The sequence below is a fragment of the Azoarcus sp. DD4 genome (assembly GCF_006496635.1).
Taxonomy (GTDB): domain Bacteria; phylum Pseudomonadota; class Gammaproteobacteria; order Burkholderiales; family Rhodocyclaceae; genus Azoarcus.
Map to the genome: position 1 here is coordinate 949807 of NZ_CP022958.1, position 13093 is coordinate 962899.

Genomic DNA, 13093 nt, shown 5'->3' on the forward strand with positions numbered 1-13093 from the left:
CCACAACTTATCGGTTGTTCAGGCGAAGAGCCTCGATGTCGAGGGTCTGTAGCTCAGCTGGTTAGAGCACCGTCTTGATAAGGCGGGGGTCGTTGGTTCGAACCCAACCAGACCCACCAGTCTTTTAGGTGCTCGAAGTCAGAATGGGGCTGTAGCTCAGCTGGGAGAGCATCGGCTTTGCAAGCCGAGGGTCGTCGGTTCGATCCCGACCAGCTCCACCAGTGCCGCAGCGCCCGCGCTGCTCGGTTGTTCGACATGTCGAGACGTCAGTCATGCGTATGCAAGTGCTCATGCCTGACTTCTTGGTCATCGTGCCAGAGGTTCGCTCTTTAACAAATTGGAAGAAGTTAGTGCAGCACATCTAGGTGTGTTGCACGGGTTGTGTGATTGCATTGATCCGACACTGCGTAGTCAGCACAGTGGCGGATCGCACAAACGAGTTCGACCTGTAGCCGGATCTTCAGTGCGTGAGAACGCGCGAGAGGATCTAAGGTTATAGGATCAAGCGACTAAGTGCATGTGGTGGATGCCTTGGCGATCACAGGCGATGAAGGACGTGCAAGCCTGCGAAAAGCGGGGGGGAGCTGGCAATGGAGCTTTGATCCCCCGATATCCGAATGGGGAAACCCACTGCGCAAGCAGTATCCCGTACTGAATACATAGGTACGTGGAGGCGAACGCGGCGAACTGAAACATCTAAGTAGCCGTAGGAAAAGAAATCAACCGAGATTCCCCAAGTAGTGGCGAGCGAACGGGGAATAGCCTGCACGACTAAACCATCAGCTTAGCAAAACGGTCTGGAAAGTCCGACGATACAGGGTGATAGTCCCGTATGCGAAAAGCCGGTGGCGGGTCTGAGCGTGCGACAAGTAGGGCGGGACACGTGTAATCCTGTCTGAAGATGGGGGGACCATCCTCCAAGGCTAAATACTCGTGATCGACCGATAGTGAACCAGTACCGTGAGGGAAAGGCGAAAAGAACCCCGGGAGGGGAGTGAAATAGATCCTGAAACCGCATGCATACAAACAGTGGGAGCCTCGTAAGGGGTGACTGCGTACCTTTTGTATAATGGGTCAGCGACTTACGTTCAGTGGCGAGCTTAACCGAATAGGGGAGGCGTAGCGAAAGCGAGTCTGATAAGGGCGATTTAGTCTCTGGGCGTAGACCCGAAACCGGATGATCTATCCATGGCCAGGATGAAGGTGCGGTAACACGCACTGGAGGTCCGAACCCACTAGTGTTGAAAAACTAGGGGATGAGCTGTGGATAGGGGTGAAAGGCTAAACAAATCCGGAAATAGCTGGTTCTCCCCGAAAACTATTTAGGTAGTGCGTCGTACGGACACTTGCGGGGGTAGAGCACTGTAATCGTTGGGGGGGTCACTGCGATCTACCCCGCGATAGCAAACTCCGAATACCGCAAAGTGATATACGGCAGACAGACATCGGGTGCTAACGTCCGGTGTCAAGAGGGAAACAACCCAGACCGCCAGCTAAGGTCCCAAATGCATGGCTAAGTGGCAAACGAGGTGGGAAGGCATAGACAGCTAGGAGGTTGGCTTAGAAGCAGCCACCCTTTAAAGAAAGCGTAATAGCTCACTAGTCGAGTCGTCCTGCGCGGAAGATGTAACGGGGCTCAAGCCATGAACCGAAGCTGCGGATGTGTCTTTGACACGTGGTAGGGGAGCGTTCCGTAAGCCTGCGAAGGTGTCTCGTAAGGGATGCTGGAGGTATCGGAAGTGCGAATGCTGACATGAGTAGCGATAAAGGGTGTGAAAAGCACCCTCGCCGAAAGCCCAAGGTTTCCTGCGCAACGTTCATCGGCGCAGGGTGAGTCGGCCCCTAAGGCGAGGCAGAAATGCGTAGTCGATGGGAAACAGGTCAATATTCCTGTACCGGTTCTAGATGCGATGGGGGGACGGAGAAGGTTAGGCCGGCCGGGTGTTGGACGTCCCGGTTTAAGCGTGTAGGCGTGCTCTCTAGGCAAATCCGGAGAGCTGAGCTGAGGCGTGATGACGAGCGAACTTGTTCGCGAAGTGGTTGATACCCTGCTTCCAGGAAAAGCCTCTAAGCTTCAGTCTAGAATCGACCGTACCGCAAACCGACACAGGTGGGCAGGTTGAAAATACCAAGGCGCTTGAGAGAACTCAGGAGAAGGAACTCGGCAAATTGATACCGTAACTTCGGGAGAAGGTATGCCCCATTAGCTTGTAGGAGTACATCCGAAGGGCGAAGGGGCCGCAGAGAATCGGTGGCTGCGACTGTTTATTAAAAACACAGCACTCTGCAAACACGAAAGTGGACGTATAGGGTGTGACGCCTGCCCGGTGCCGGAAGGTTAAGTGATGGGGTGCAAGCTCTTGATCGAAGCCCCGGTAAACGGCGGCCGTAACTATAACGGTCCTAAGGTAGCGAAATTCCTTGTCGGGTAAGTTCCGACCTGCACGAATGGCGTAACGATGGCCACACTGTCTCCTCCTGAGACTCAGCGAAGTTGAAATGTTTGTGAAGATGCAATCTCCCCGCGGCTAGACGGAAAGACCCCATGAACCTTTACTGTAGCTTTGCATTGGACTTTGACGGGACTTGTGTAGGATAGGTGGGAGGCTATGAAGCGGGAACGCTAGTTCTCGTGGAGCCGTCCTTGAAATACCACCCTGGTGTCGTTGAGGTTCTAACCCAGGCCCGTGAATCCGGGTCGGGAACAGTGCATGGTAGGCAGTTTGACTGGGGCGGTCTCCTCCCAAAAGGTAACGGAGGAGTTCGAAGGTCTCCTAGGTACGGTCGGACATCGTACTGATAGTGCAATGGCAAAAGGAGGCTTGACTGCGAGACCGACAAGTCGAGCAGGTGCGAAAGCAGGACATAGTGATCCGGTGGTTCTGTATGGAAGGGCCATCGCTCAACGGATAAAAGGTACTCTGGGGATAACAGGCTGATTCCGCCCAAGAGTTCACATCGACGGCGGAGTTTGGCACCTCGATGTCGGCTCATCACATCCTGGGGCTGTAGCCGGTCCCAAGGGTATGGCTGTTCGCCATTTAAAGTGGTACGTGAGCTGGGTTTAAAACGTCGTGAGACAGTTTGGTCCCTATCTGCCGTGGGCGCTGGAAGTTTGAGGGGACCTGCTCCTAGTACGAGAGGACCGGAGTGGACGCACCTCTGGTGTACCGGTTGTGACGCCAGTCGCATCGCCGGGTAGCTAAGTGCGGAAGAGATAACCGCTGAAAGCATCTAAGCGGGAAACTCGCCTCAAGATGAGACTTCCCTGGGGACTCGATCCCCCTGAAGGGTCGTGGAAGACCACCACGTTGATAGGTCGGGTGTGGAAGCGCAGTAATGCGTTAAGCTAACCGATACTAATTGCCCGTGAGGCTTGATCCTATAACCTTAAAATAGCGTCAAACTCGTCAAAGCGTGTACAACACGACGCAGTCACACAATCCAACACTTCTTCCAAATTTGGCTCGGACGACAAAAACGCCGAGCAACAAGTCAAAGTCTGACGACCATAGCGTCTGGGTACCACCCCTTCCCATCCCGAACAGGACCGTGAAACCAGACCGCGCCGATGATAGTGAGATCCGCTCTCGTGAAAGTAGGTCATCGTCAGACTAACCCATCAAAAAGCCCGTACAGTTCTACTGTACGGGCTTTTTTATTGCAAAATCGAGAAAGCCGCGGCGCCACCGAGCGTCAGCATCGACTCAAAACGCCGATTCACAGCAGTCGCGATGTAGCGCAACATCGGATTGAACCGGCACAATTGGAAGCGTCGACCTTATCAAAGGCTGAGCATGAAATTCGACGTCATTATCGTAGGTGCTGGGCTGGCAGGAGCGTCTCTCGCTGTTGCGCTAAGTAGGGGTCGGTTGCGTATTGCGCTCATTGACGGTGGCCCACCGATCAGGACTTCGGGATGGGACTCGCGCATTTACGCCTATAGTCCAGCCAACGTTGCATTCCTGCAGACGCTGGGGGTCTGGGAGCGCCTTGATCTGTCGAGGACGTGTGCAATCCACGATATGGAGGTTTTCGGCGATCGAGGAGGTGCCCTACGTTTCTCCGCCGGTGATTGCGGTGTGGATGCGTTGGCGTGGATCGCCGAGTCGAGCTTGGTGCACTTGGAACTCTGGGAGAGTTTGAAGCGTCAGCACAACGTACAACTCTTTGCGCCGACTGTGCCTGCCAGCCTTGAGGTTCGGGAGGATGTCGCCGAGGTAGAGCTAGATACCGGTCTGCGTATGACAGGCCGCTTGTTGGTCGGCGCGGATGGTCGGAACTCCTGGGTGCGTGCGCGGGCAGGCATTGACGCACGAGAGGTCGTTTACGACGAACTTGCAATAGTCGCAAACTTTGCCTGCAGTCGCCCGCATGGAAATCGAGCGCTGCAATGGTTTTGTGATGATGGCATCGTCGCGTGGTTGCCCATGGCGGGCAATAACATGTCAATGGTGTGGTCGGCAAAGAAGCAGCGTGCCGAGGAGATCATGGCAACGGACGATGATACGTTCACTAGGATGGTGGCCGAGGCGGGAGAGAAGGCCTTTGGTGAATTGTCTTTGATTACTCCGAGAGCAAGGTTTCCATTGAAATTCATGCGGGTTAGTTCTGTGGTGTCGAAGCGAGTTGCCTTGGTTGGCGATGCTGCGCATGCAATTCATCCATTGTCGGGTCACGGCATCAATCTGGGATTCCAGGATGCGAAAGTCCTGAGTCAAAAGTTGTTGGATCTTCCGGAATGGGGAGATCCTGGCGACGAGCGAATTCTGCGTGCTTACGCGAGAGAACGGGCAGAGGAACCGTGCCTGGTGCAATATGTCACTCACGGCATCAATCGTTTGTTCAACATCCGCCACCCGCTGGCCGTGGCTGCGCGGAATTTCGGGTTGAACCTGACAGACAGATTGCCGGTCGTACGTAATGCGCTGACCCGATACGCGGTCAGCGGAAAATTTTGAATACGGAGATGTTTATGGTTTTGACCCCTGGATCAGCGTTGTCCCGAGCTCTCGCAGTAGGGCTGGCATTATTCATCCCGGGTGTCGGATCGGCGAGCGAGGAAGCGGTACGTAAAGGCGTCGAGACCTTCATCGGGGCTCCAGCGGTTGAGTCGGTCACACGAACCTCATATAACGGGCTGTACGAGGTCGTGCTGAAGAGTGGTGAGATCGTCTATACGGATGAGAAGGCCGGCTTCATTATCGACGGCCGTGTGATTGACACCCGCACCCGGCGAGATGTAACTCAGGCCCGGCTCAACCAGCTTTCGGCAGTCGATTTTTCGAGCTTGCCGCTGGATCAGGCTGTTAAGCAGGTCAAGGGTAATGGAAAGCGCGTGATCGCGACTTTCGAGGATCCCAATTGCGGTTACTGCAAGCGCCTCGCGAAGGAGCTTGCCCAGATGTCGGATGTCACGATTTACACCTTTCTATACCCGATCCTCAGTCAGGACTCCACCGCCAAATCGCGCAGCATCTGGTGTTCGAAGGATCGTGCCAAGAGCTGGAACGATTGGATTCTGGCCGGCAAGGCTCCAAGCAGCGAGGAGTGCAATGCTAGCGTGATTGATCGCAATGTCGAACTTGGTCAGAAGCTCAGGATCAACGGCACACCGACGATCTTCCTGGCTGACGGGACGCGCATAGGTGGTTTCGTTCCAATGGCGGAGCTCGAAAAGGCGCTTGCGGCCAACGGGGCGAAGTAAGGTAAGTCTGCTCAGAGAGGTGTTGTTGCCGGAGGCTTGGCACCCTTCGGCAACAACACCCACATGCGCCCATCTTGACGCATCCTGCCTGCGAGGTTGCCGGCCTCAGGCCCGAATCCCCAAAAAAAATCCGCCCGTACTACCCCTTTGATTGCGCCTCCAGTGTCCTGTGCGATCACAAGGCGGTTCAAGGCGCGTTCGGTATTCGGGTAGGTGGTGGCCAGGAAAACAGGGGCACCGAGGGGCGTATGGCGCGGGTCGACGGCGATGCTACGGCTCGCTGTCAGGGGAACCCCTTGTGCTCCGACTGGCCCCTCGGAACTTGCCGGTAACTCACGGAAGAAAACGTAGCTGGGATTGCTGTGCAGCATTTCCTTCAACCGTTCCGGGTGCTTACGGGCCCATTCGCGTATCCCCTCCATCGACGCTCTGTCGAGCGTGAGCTCGCCTTGCTGGACCAGCCAACGGCCAATGGATTGATAGGGGTGACCATTCTGGTCGGCGTAGCCGATGCGTACCCGGCTGCCATCCGGCAGTTCGACTTGGCCTGACCCTTGCACCTGGAGAAAGAACAGGTCGATGGGGTCTGCGGCCCATAGCAGCGTTTCGGCGGGTAGTCTGTTTTCCAGTTTGTCGAGTTCTTCGCGATTCCAATAGGGTAGAACCCTGTTGCCTACCAGGCGGCCACGCAAACGGTAGTTCTTGAGATCCGGATATACGGCGCTCAGATCGATGGTCAGCATGTCTTTTGGCGTTGCATGGACCGCCCAGCGGTAGCGCTCGTTCGGAGTGCGGCTACCCTTGATCAGCGGTTCGTAGTAACCAGTGATCAGCCCTGTGCGGCTACCGTCGGGATTGGCTAGCGCCCAGGGTGTGAAATGCTGTTCAAAAAAAGCGCGTGCTGTTGCGGGGGAGGGCGTTTCGCTCATCTGGTTGACGAGACTGCAAACTTTCTGCCACTGGGCCTGTTTTTCCATTGTCCGGCATGAACTGCGGAATGCAGGCCAGACTGCAGACGGATCGTCTTCGAGCCACCCGTGTACGGCACCCCAGTCGCTCGGCTGGAAGGCTTGCGCCGCCTCGTCGGGGCTGGGGGATGGCTTGGGGCTGGAGGGACATGCCGAACAGGCCGCGCAAATTTTTGGGGCCGGACAAGTCAACGGTGGCTCCATTCGCGTCGTCTCGCTTGTGCTTGTTGTGCAGGCGGAGAGCAATGACAGAGTGACGGTTAGCGTCGCTACGATGGAAGGTAACAACGGCGATTGGCGGGGGCAGCGCTTCATGAGTCGGTTCGGGTAAACTTCGCGAAGATTTGTCCCAAGTATACCGATACTGCTCTGCCAATCCCGAGGTCAGCCATGTGGGTAATCTTTCTTGAGGCCGGCGTGGCGCTCGTACTCGTGCTCGTCATCGTATGGGCGACTTGGCCGAAGCGCCGTCAGGGTTCCGAACAAGAACACGATAATGAATGAACTTAGTCTGTTTCTCGCGCGCGCGGAGCGCCTGATCGACCGTCTCGAGACCATGCTGCCGGGGCCCGTCGCCGAACCGGACTGGGGGGCTGCCAATGCGTTTCGCTGGCGGCGCCGCAACGGTCGTGCGGCCTTGGTGCCGGTGACCTTGCCACATGCGATTCGCCTGCAGGACTTGCAGGATATCGATGACCAGAAGGAGCGTATCGACCGCAATACGCGCCAGTTTCTCGCTGGTCGCCATGCCAACAACGTTCTGCTCACGGGGGCGCGCGGTACTGGCAAATCGTCGCTGATCAAGGCGCTGTTGACCGCCTACGCCGATCGTGGTCTGCGTGTCATCGAGGTGGACAAGGGTGATCTCGTTGATCTGCCGGAAATTGTTGAGCTGGTGGCCGGTCGGCCGGAACGCTTCATCCTGTTTTGTGACGATCTTTCCTTCGAGGAAGGGGAGGATGCCTACAAGGCGCTGAAGAGCGTTCTCGACGGTTCGGTGTCGGCGATGTCCGACAATGTGCTGATTTATGCGACCTCCAACCGGCGCCATTTGATGCCGGAGTTTCATGACGAGAATCTGCAGGTGCGCCATGTCGGCGGCGAGATTCATCCAGGCGAGGCGGTCGAGGAAAAGGTTTCCCTGTCCGAGCGCTTCGGGCTGTGGGTGTCGTTCTACCCGTTCAGTCAGGATGAGTATCTCGACATCGTTTCGCATTGGTTGAAGGTGTTCGGTGTGTCCAAGCGGGGCATCAATGCGGCGCGTCAGGATGCGCTGCAATGGGCCTTGATGCGAGGCGCACGGTCTGGTCGGGTCGCGTGGCAGTTTGCCCGTGACTACGCGGGGCGGATCGATGGCGAAATCTGATATGCGCAAGGTCGTCGATGTCGCGGCTGGCGTCATTTACCAGGAAGACGGAAGCTTTCTCCTCGGGCAGCGGGCGCCGGGAACCTTCTATCCCGGATATTGGGAGTTTCCGGGTGGCAAGGTCGAAGCGGGCGAAACACCCGCGCAGGCACTGTGCAGGGAACTCGACGAGGAGTTGGGGCTGCGTGTGCTGAAACTTCGGCCTTGGCTGATGCGAGAGCATCTTTACGAGCATGCCCATGTCCGCTTGCATTTCTTCGAAGTGACGGAGTGGTCGGGAGCCGTAAACGACCACGTGCATAGCGCGCTGAAATGGGTTGTCGCAGGTACGATGGAGCAGGAGTGCACGCCGATGCTGCCGGCCAATGGCCCAATCCTCAAGGCGCTGCATCTGCCTCGCCGAATGGGGATCACGCAGGCTGCGGATATCGGCATCGAGACCCAACTCGCTCGTCTCGATGGCGCGCTCGATCGCGGCTTGGGACTGGTTCAGATTCGTGAGTCCGCCTTGCCGTCTGACGAACGGCGGCGTTTCGCCGTGGAGGTCGTTAGGCGGGCGCATGCGCACGGCGCTATTGTCGTCGTCGGTGACGATGCAGAATTGGCGCGCGCAATCGGTGCCGATGGACTCCATCTGCCGGCAGCCCGTCTGATGTCTTGTGAGGAGCGTCCAGACTTCGCGTGGGTGGGGGCGTCCTGCCATTGCCGCGACGAGCTCCTGCATGCAGCACGGCTCGAATTGGATTACGCCTTGCTTGGTTCGGTCATGCCGACGCTTTCGCACCCCGAAAGAACGCCCCTGGGCTGGGAAGGCTTTGCCCGTGAGATGCAGTCCCTGCCGATTCCGGTGTTCGCGCTCGGCGGACTGGGATGGGGCGATCTGGAGCACGCACGAAACATCGGTGCGCACGGCGTGGCGGCCATTCGGGGTGCTTGGGCCTAAGGCCGACTGCTTGCGTCCGATGGGAGCTGGCCGTCTTCGTTGCTGTCGGGCGGGGCGGTCGGTACCCGGTATTCCTCTGCGGCCCACGCGCCCAGGTCGATCTGCTTGCAGCGCGCCGAGCAAAAGGGGCGAAAGCGGTTCTCAGGTCGCCACTCGACCGCGGTACCGCAGGTCGGGCATTTGACGATGCGCGGCTTGCTGTCCGACATATTGCTTACAGGCTGCAGAAGGTCAGTTCGAAGGGGATGTCGCGTTCGGCGACGCGTGGACGTGCGATGGTTTCGGGCAGCATGAACCGGATGTTCAGTGCGTACTTGTTGGCGCTGATTTCCGGCACCACTGCCTCGCTGCGCGGAATGCGGACGCGCAGCATCTGGGCGGTACGTCCTGCCATCGTCAACTGGTAGGTACCGCTGCGCGCACGTTGGGCCTCCGGGCGGCCGCTGCTTCGCAGCAGGCGCATGACGATCTCGATACCGTCGCGGATCGGCGTCATCGGCTGTATCCAGCCGTCCAGGTCGCGGCGTCTTTCGTCGGCTTCGCGATTAAGCCAGAAGTGATAGGATGGAAGGTCGAACTGGCATACTCCGCCGGGAATGGCGGCACGGCTGCGTATCCCCATCAGCCACTCATTCTCGCGCAGGTACTGACCGATCTTGCCGGCCATTGACAACAACGCGGTCGAGGCTCGCTCGATTTCATAGAGTGCGCCGGCAAGCGCCTCTTCCGAGATCTCCGGGTTGTTGCGGAAGGAGACGAGGATCTGGCGTTGGCGTTCGAGCTCCTGTACCAGATCCACCTTTAGATCGGCGCGGCTGGCCACTTCGAGAATTTCGAAGATCGTCAGCAGCGCCACGTGATGGTCGAGTGGGGCTTCGCTGCCACCGAAGTGGGTGATCTTGCGGAACAGGTCCTCGAGGCGCAAAAGCGTGCGAATGCGCTCGCTGAGAGGGTATTCGTAGCTAATCACCGCGTCTGGTCCGCAAGAATCGGAAGCTCCTGAGTAATCGATCGATAATAGCACAGCAGCCAGAGCCCAAGCCTGCTCGTGCTTATACGGAGGGAGTAGGGCGGGCCGCCGCGAGGTAGCGCTGATGCAGCGCATCGACTTGGGTGTGCAGGGCGGCGAGTGATCCGGTGTTGTCGAGCACGTCGTCGGCGGCGGCCAGGCGATCGGTCCGGCACGCCTGTGCCTGCATGATGGCGCGAATCTGCTTCTCGTCGAGCCCGCTACGTTGTTGAACGCGTGCGATCTGGATATCCTCCGGGCAGTCGACGATGCAGATACGATCGCAGCGCCCGCGATAATTGCCCGACTCGATCAGCAGTGGTACCGCCAGGATGACGTAAGGGGCACAGGTCTGGGCGATCAGACGCTCGCTCTCGGCGCGGATCATCGGATGAAGAATGCCTTCTAGCTGCCGCCGCGCTTCGGGCCGGGTAAATACCAGCGCACGCATCGCTGCCCGGTCAAGGTTGCCCGCGGGCGCGATCAGTCCAGGCCCGAAGGTGTGCGCGATGGCCGGTATTGCGGCACCACCGGCGGCGGTCAACTGGTGGGCAATGGCGTCGGTATCGATTACCGCGGCGCCGAGTGCAGCGAATCGCTCCGCGGCGGCGCTCTTGCCGCTGCCGATACCGCCGCTCAGTCCGACGACATAAGGACGCGATGGCTTCACGGCTGGCACGTCCCGCGCGCGGCGTCGAGGCGCGTGTCGGCGTTGGTGAACGATGTCAGACGCTCGGCGCTGGCATTCGCTTCGACCCGGTATTGGGTGCTCATGCGGGGCGCAACCCCCGCACTGCGCACGCCCTTGTTTCGCAACTGCGCGAGCTGCTGATTGGCAGCGGCTTCCGTCTTGAACAGACCAAGCGAGATGGCGAACTGATTCGGACCGGCATCCTGGACGATGAAGAAATCGCTGACTCCCAGTGCCTTCAGCTCCTTGACCTTGCGCTCCGCCTGCTCGCGGCCGCCTTGCGGAGGAACGCGAACCCACCATGAGTTGGGCGTGTCGATGCTGATCTGCCGTGCGTTGATCGCTGCAGCCTGGAGCCGTGCAACGAGCCGATTTGCCTCGTCAGTGCCGAGCCCGCTCCATGCAACACACGGTTGCTCCGCTGCTGGATCGGGGGTGTCCGCCTGAGCGGTGGCAGCGCGGTCGAGTGCCGGCGTCGGGCTGGCCTGTTCGCTCGGTGCGCCGGGCGGGGTGTCGCCGCCAGCAGGCGGCGTTGGCAACTCGGTGACGCTGTCGGTGGCGAAGCGGATGCGTTCGGGATGGAGTTGATTGCCCACGCGCTCGGGTTCTCCTTGAGGCGGTGTGCTGCCCAGCCATCCTTGAATGGCAGCGAACGCCAGTGCGTTGAGAACGAGGAGCAGAATGAGGAATAAGCGCATCAGAGCCATGCCGGAAGCTTAACCGATGGATGGGCTGCAGATAAGCTCTGGATCGAGGGGCGTCACCTGCCGCCTTCGCAGGATGGGGCGTCCCATGCTCGTCAGCCCGCATACTGTTCGCGCACCATGGCAGCCAAGCCGTGCAGAACCAGGTTATCCACTTTCTGCAGAGGGATGTCGAGCAGGCCGGCGAAGCGGCCAGCTGCTCCGCCACCCAGCAGGCAGCACGCATCCGGTAGATGGGCAATCTGGGCGAACATGCGTTCAACGGCACCGGCCTGCGCCTGTAGACAACCCGATTCGATGGCGTCGGCCGTGCAGCGCGGCTGCATCGAAAACCGACCGCTGGCGAGCGGGAGCTGCGCGGTGTTGCCGGCGAGTGAGTGCCGCATCAGATCGACACCGGGGATGATCAGTCCGCCGAGGAAGTTGCCGTCGGTGTCGAGCAGGTCGACCGTGGTAGCCGTCCCCGCGCTGACGACGAGACAGGCGCCGTGGTGGAGCGCACGCGCACCGATTAAGGCGGCCCAGCGGTCAGCGCCGAGCTGGGTCGGTGCCGCGTAGTGATTGCGAACACCGCAACACTGGAGGCTGGCCCGGACCCATTCAACTGTGATCGACCGCGATGCCAGCAAGCGAGCGATTCGTTCGGCCATCGCGTCGCCAGCGACATTGGTGCCGACCATGCGGGTTACGGCCGGAAAGCGTTCGACCACGTGCTGAAGCTCGTCGATCCGGGCGTGTTCGAGCACGCCTTCCGCCAAGTTGTTTGCTTGAGCGGCTTCATCCACCACCCACCACTTGACGCGGGTGTTGCCAGCATCGACAAGCAGTATCACGACCTTGCTCGCAGGGAGACTTCGCCCGACAGGATACGCACGAGGCCCGTATCGGTCCGGATCAGCAGTGCGCCGTCTTCGTCCACGCCGGTACAGGTGCCGATGATCTCACTGCCCTCGCCGAACACCCGCACGGGCAGGTCGGCGAAGGCATTGCGCTGTTGCCACGCACCGCGCAGGGCAACGAAGCCGGCGCTTGCGTAGAGTTCGAGCAAGCCGTGGAGCTCGCGCAGGATGACGGCGAGCAGCGCGTCGCGTTGCGGGTAAGTGCCGATCTCACGGCGCAGGTCGGTGACGCCTTGCTGATCGGGAATGTCGATGCCGTCGGGGATATGCAGATTGAGTCCGATGCCGATCACGGCGGCGGGTGTGCGGCCACGGCCCGGCAGCAGTTCGACCAGGATGCCGGCCAGCTTGTTGCCGTGGACCAGGACGTCGTTTGGCCATTTCAACTGGACGCCCTCGAGTCCGAGTTCCTCCAGTGCGCGGGTCAGGGCGAGTCCCGCAACCAGGGAAAGGCCGGCCGGAACCGGCGCGCCGGGCGCAAAACGCCAGAGGGCGGAGAAGGTGAGGCTGCCCCCGCTCCAGGACTGCCAGTGGCGGCCACGGCGGCCACGCCCGGCCGTCTGGTCGTCGGCGACGAGTACATGGACCCGATCGTCGTCTGCCGGCGGAGCCGCCATCAGTTCGCTATTGGTCGATTCGCAGCTTGCGACGCAGCGCACGGTGAAATGGCTGGCGAGGTCGCCGAGTGCGGTGGCGATGCCCGCGGGCGAGGAGTGAGGTTGGCTCATGCTGAGGCAAGGACGGTGACGGACATGTTACGGCCGTCATTATCCGTCATCCGGCGACCACGCACGAGTCTGGTGCGT

The 13093-nt window shown here is 59.5% G+C and carries 11 protein-coding genes, 2 tRNA genes and 2 rRNA genes; 8 read left to right on the forward strand and 7 right to left on the reverse strand.

Going from position 1 to position 13093, the window contains the following annotated elements:
* Window positions 1–42: 42 nt before the first annotated feature.
* From CJ010_RS04540 to CJ010_RS04565, 6 genes are all read left to right on the forward strand, one after another.
* A tRNA-Ile gene (locus tag CJ010_RS04540) sits at window positions 43–119 on the forward strand.
* 26 nt (window positions 120–145) lie between these two features.
* Window positions 146–221, forward strand: a tRNA-Ala gene (locus tag CJ010_RS04545).
* Between the two features lie 278 nt (window positions 222–499).
* A 23S ribosomal RNA gene (locus tag CJ010_RS04550) occupies window positions 500–3384 on the forward strand.
* Window positions 3385–3501: 117 nt separating this feature from the next.
* Window positions 3502–3615, forward strand: a 5S ribosomal RNA gene (gene rrf / locus CJ010_RS04555).
* A 182-nt stretch (window positions 3616–3797) separates the two neighbouring features.
* Window positions 3798–4961, forward strand: coding sequence for a UbiH/UbiF family hydroxylase (locus CJ010_RS04560; protein ID WP_141016938.1), 1164 nt, complete (start codon window positions 3798–3800; stop codon window positions 4959–4961).
* 14 nt (window positions 4962–4975) lie between these two features.
* A complete protein-coding gene (locus CJ010_RS04565; RefSeq protein ID WP_141016939.1) occupies window positions 4976–5707 on the forward strand; it encodes a DsbC family protein in 732 nt (243 codons plus the stop codon).
* Window positions 5708–5718: 11 nt separating this feature from the next.
* On the opposite strand, the gene CJ010_RS04570 is transcribed toward CJ010_RS04565, so the two are convergent.
* Entirely contained in the window at window positions 5719–6990 is a 1272-nt protein-coding gene (locus tag CJ010_RS04570; protein WP_141016940.1) for a murein transglycosylase A, read from the reverse strand.
* Window positions 6991–7171: 181 nt separating this feature from the next.
* Here CJ010_RS04570 and CJ010_RS04575 point away from each other — a divergent pair, with 181 nt between their 5' ends.
* Both CJ010_RS04575 and CJ010_RS04580 read left to right on the forward strand, forming a co-directional pair.
* Window positions 7172–8041: an ATP-binding protein gene (locus CJ010_RS04575; protein ID WP_141016941.1), complete on the forward strand. Its 870-nt coding sequence runs from the start codon at window positions 7172–7174 to the stop codon at window positions 8039–8041.
* Between the two features lies 1 nt (window position 8042).
* A complete protein-coding gene (locus tag CJ010_RS04580; protein WP_141016942.1) occupies window positions 8043–8984 on the forward strand; it encodes a Nudix family hydrolase in 942 nt (313 codons plus the stop codon).
* On the opposite strand, the gene yacG is transcribed toward CJ010_RS04580, so the two are convergent.
* The 6 genes from yacG to CJ010_RS04610 all read right to left on the reverse strand — a co-directional run bounded on the left by yacG (window position 8981) and on the right by CJ010_RS04610 (window position 13015).
* Window positions 8981–9193 carry a DNA gyrase inhibitor YacG gene (gene yacG, locus CJ010_RS04585; RefSeq protein ID WP_141016943.1) on the reverse strand — a complete coding sequence of 71 codons (213 nt, stop codon included), beginning with the start codon at window positions 9191–9193 and terminating at the stop codon, window positions 8981–8983. The genes CJ010_RS04580 and yacG overlap by 4 nt on opposite strands.
* Window positions 9194–9198: 5 nt before the next feature.
* On the reverse strand, window positions 9199–9954 hold the full coding sequence (gene zapD, locus CJ010_RS04590; protein ID WP_141016944.1) for a cell division protein ZapD: 756 nt from the start codon (window positions 9952–9954) through the stop codon (window positions 9199–9201).
* Between the two features lie 82 nt (window positions 9955–10036).
* Complete coding sequence (gene coaE, locus CJ010_RS04595; protein ID WP_205754897.1) at window positions 10037–10663, reverse strand: dephospho-CoA kinase; 627 nt, start codon at window positions 10661–10663, stop codon at window positions 10037–10039.
* Window positions 10660–11391, reverse strand: coding sequence for an SPOR domain-containing protein (locus tag CJ010_RS04600; RefSeq protein ID WP_141016946.1), 732 nt, complete (start codon window positions 11389–11391; stop codon window positions 10660–10662). Before CJ010_RS04600 ends, coaE begins: the two co-directional genes overlap by 4 nt.
* 92 nt (window positions 11392–11483) lie before the next feature.
* Window positions 11484–12221, reverse strand: coding sequence for a type III pantothenate kinase (locus CJ010_RS04605; protein WP_141016947.1), 738 nt, complete (start codon window positions 12219–12221; stop codon window positions 11484–11486).
* Window positions 12218–13015 (reverse strand): biotin--[acetyl-CoA-carboxylase] ligase, encoded by a 798-nt coding sequence (locus CJ010_RS04610; RefSeq protein ID WP_141016948.1) that lies wholly within the window; start codon window positions 13013–13015, stop codon window positions 12218–12220. Before CJ010_RS04610 ends, CJ010_RS04605 begins: the two co-directional genes overlap by 4 nt.
* Window positions 13016–13093: the final 78 nt, after the last annotated feature.

What these genes read in the sequence shown, in the direction of transcription:
- CJ010_RS04560 (WP_141016938.1), top strand. Translation starts at nt 3,798, where the DNA reads ATGAAATTCGACGTCATTATCGTAGGTGCTGGGCTGGCAGGAGCGTCT.
- CJ010_RS04565 (WP_141016939.1), top strand. Translation starts at nt 4,976, where the DNA reads ATGGTTTTGACCCCTGGATCAGCGTTGTCCCGAGCTCTCGCAGTAGGG.
- CJ010_RS04570 (WP_141016940.1), bottom strand. Translation starts at nt 6,990, where the DNA reads ATGAAGCGCTGCCCCCGCCAATCGCCGTTGTTACCTTCCATCGTAGCG.
- CJ010_RS04575 (WP_141016941.1), top strand. Translation starts at nt 7,172, where the DNA reads ATGAATGAACTTAGTCTGTTTCTCGCGCGCGCGGAGCGCCTGATCGAC.
- CJ010_RS04580 (WP_141016942.1), top strand. Translation starts at nt 8,043, where the DNA reads ATGCGCAAGGTCGTCGATGTCGCGGCTGGCGTCATTTACCAGGAAGAC.
- yacG (WP_141016943.1), bottom strand. Translation starts at nt 9,193, where the DNA reads ATGTCGGACAGCAAGCCGCGCATCGTCAAATGCCCGACCTGCGGTACC.
- CJ010_RS04600 (WP_141016946.1), bottom strand. Translation starts at nt 11,391, where the DNA reads ATGGCTCTGATGCGCTTATTCCTCATTCTGCTCCTCGTTCTCAACGCA.
- CJ010_RS04610 (WP_141016948.1), bottom strand. Translation starts at nt 13,015, where the DNA reads ATGAGCCAACCTCACTCCTCGCCCGCGGGCATCGCCACCGCACTCGGC.